The 2,367-nt window shown below is 69.3% G+C and carries 2 protein-coding genes; both read left to right on the top strand.

Translation table 11 applies throughout. The features are described 5' to 3' along the window. Window positions 1–840: metallophosphoesterase (locus VFP86_09495; protein HET8999866.1), on the top strand; the 840-nt coding region annotated here is incomplete at its 5' end. Between the two features lie 61 nt (window positions 841–901). Further along, entirely contained in the window at window positions 902–2,161 is a 1,260-nt protein-coding gene (locus VFP86_09490) for an MFS transporter (protein HET8999865.1), read from the top strand. Window positions 2,162–2,367: the final 206 nt, after the last annotated feature.

The following is a 2,367-nucleotide window of genomic DNA, read 5'->3' as shown; positions in this document are numbered from 1 at the left end:
GCGGCATGGCACCCCGACCTCGTCATTCATGTGGGGGATCTGTTGTATCGCGAGTCGGAGTGTCCCCCCGGGAGCGCGGGATGCCTCGGCGATCCCTGGGGGTACCGCTGGGCGACCTTCAACGCGGACTTCTTCGCGCCGGCCGCGCCGCTGCTCAGTGCCGCCCCGTGGGTCTTCGTCCGAGGCAACCACGAGAGTTGTGCCCGCGACGGTGATGCTTGGTTCCGGTTCCTCGAGCCCCGCTCCATGCCGGCGAAATGTCTGGATTACACCGAACCATACGCGATCCCCCTGGGAGGCCTCCAGTTGCTCGTGCTGGACTCCTCACGCGCGGACGACGCGCGGGTGGATCCGGAGCACGTCGCGCCCTATGCCGCTCAATTTATGGCGCTGCGCCGGCTGACCGGGTCCAACGCGTGGCTCGTGACCCATATCCCGCTTTGGGGGATCAGGCACGTCGAGACCGCCAACGGGCAGGAGCGGCTCTCGTTCGACAACCCGCTGCTGCGGGCCGCCTCCGGGAACGCGCTGCCGCCTGGGGTGAAGCTGGTCCTGGCGGGGCACATTCACCTTTTCGAGTTCCTCAGCTTCACGACCCCGCGCGCGCCGCAGATCGTGGTGGGAAACGGTGGGACCCTCTTGGCGCCGTCTGTGACGACGCCACTTCCGGGCCTCCAGGTGGCCGGCGCGCAGGTGACCGCGGGCCGGGTCCTGCACCAGTTCGGGTATCTCACCCTGGAAGCCGCCGGCACGGCGTGGACGGTGACGCTCCGGGATACCGGCGGAATGCCGGTGCTGGCCTGCGCGCTCGGGAACCTCAGCCTCTCGTGCCCGCCCTGATCTGATCGCAGCAACAGACAAAATCACGCCAGGCCGGCGCTCGCCGGCGCGGAAGCCCAGGATGGTCGCCTGCGTTGATCCCGATGTGCGGACAGAGGATCGAGAAAGCGCGGGCGTCGTACAGTCCTGGACGACTGTCCTCACGTTGTTCTCCATCGCGTCAGTCATCGAGACGATCGGCATCAGCCAGATCATCGCGTTCCTCCCGCTGGATCTCAAGGCGATGGGGCTGCCCCAGGCGGCGGTCCCCCGGTGGGTGGGGCTCCTCAATGCCCTCATCTTTGTCCTCGGGCTTCCCCTGGTCCCTCTGTGGGGGGTGGCGGCCGACAAGTACAGCCGCAAGCTCGTCATCGCCCGCAGCGCGGTCGTCGAAGCGGTGGTGTTTGGCCTGGTCGCCCTGAGCCGCCATCCCTGGGAGCTCGCCGGGAGCCTGCTGCTCGTGGGCTTCCAGCTGGGGAATACCGGCGTGATGCTGGCGACGATCCGGGATGTGACGCCGCGGCGCCGCCTGGGGACCGCGATTGCGATCTTCGGCGCTACGACGCCGATAGGATTTGCCGCGGGCCCGGCGCTGGGTGGGCTCCTGTTGGACCACCTCGACACCTCTATCTCGAATGTGTACGCGCTGTCTTCCGCGCTGTCGGTGGCGAGCGCCGTGATGCTCACGGTGGGCTTGCGGGAGGTCCGCCCGACCGTCATTCCGCGGGGATCGATGCTGGCCTTGGCCTACGGCGCGATGCGAGGCGTGTTCACGGACCCCCCGGCGCGCCGGCTGTTCACACTCTTCGGGTTTGCGCTGCTGGCGCGGCTGATGGCGGGACCGTTCCTCCCGATCGCGGTCGGACGAGTGACCGGCCCCGGGATCGGACAGGCAAGCGCCATCGCGCTCGTCGTCGGCACGGCGGCCCTCGTCGGGGGGGTCATTTCTCCGGGAGCGGGGGCGATCGGCGACCGCGTCGGCTTCCGCCCCGTGCTGATCGCCTCGCTGCTCGGCTCCGGCTTGGCGCTGGCGGTGACCCCCGCCGCTCCGAGCGTGTCCTGGCTCGCCGCGACGAGCGCCCTCGCGGCGGCGTGCGGCGCGTCGGTTGGGGCGATGGTGTTTGGTCTTCTGGCCGTCGAGGTCCCGCCGGAGCGCCGGTCGGCGACGCTCAATCTCGTCTACCTGCCCCTTTACCTCGCGGGGATCGTGGGACCCGCGGCGGGGGCGCTTGTCGTCAGCGCGGGACTACCGATGGTGTTCTACGCCGCCGCACTCGTGGTCTGGACGGGAGCAGCGCTGGAGCTGGCCCGGCCGCTCCGGCCGGCCCCGGCGCCTGAGTGACATCTCGTGGCGCGCGACGGCTGCGTCAGGGCGATGTCACGGCGAAAGCATGACCCCTCGAAAGCGCATCATGCCGTCGGGGACCTGCACGAACCCCTGCACGCGGGTGGAGATGAGCTTGTACTCCTTGGGGAAATACAGCCACACATAAGGCAGGTCGTCGGCGAGGAGCTTTGTCACCTCCCCATAGGCCCGGCGCCGCTGGC

This window comes from bacterium (genome assembly GCA_035703895.1).
In the GTDB taxonomy this organism is placed as follows: domain Bacteria; phylum Sysuimicrobiota; class Sysuimicrobiia; order Sysuimicrobiales; family Segetimicrobiaceae; genus Segetimicrobium.
This window is presented reverse-complemented; position numbering and strand designations above follow the sequence as displayed.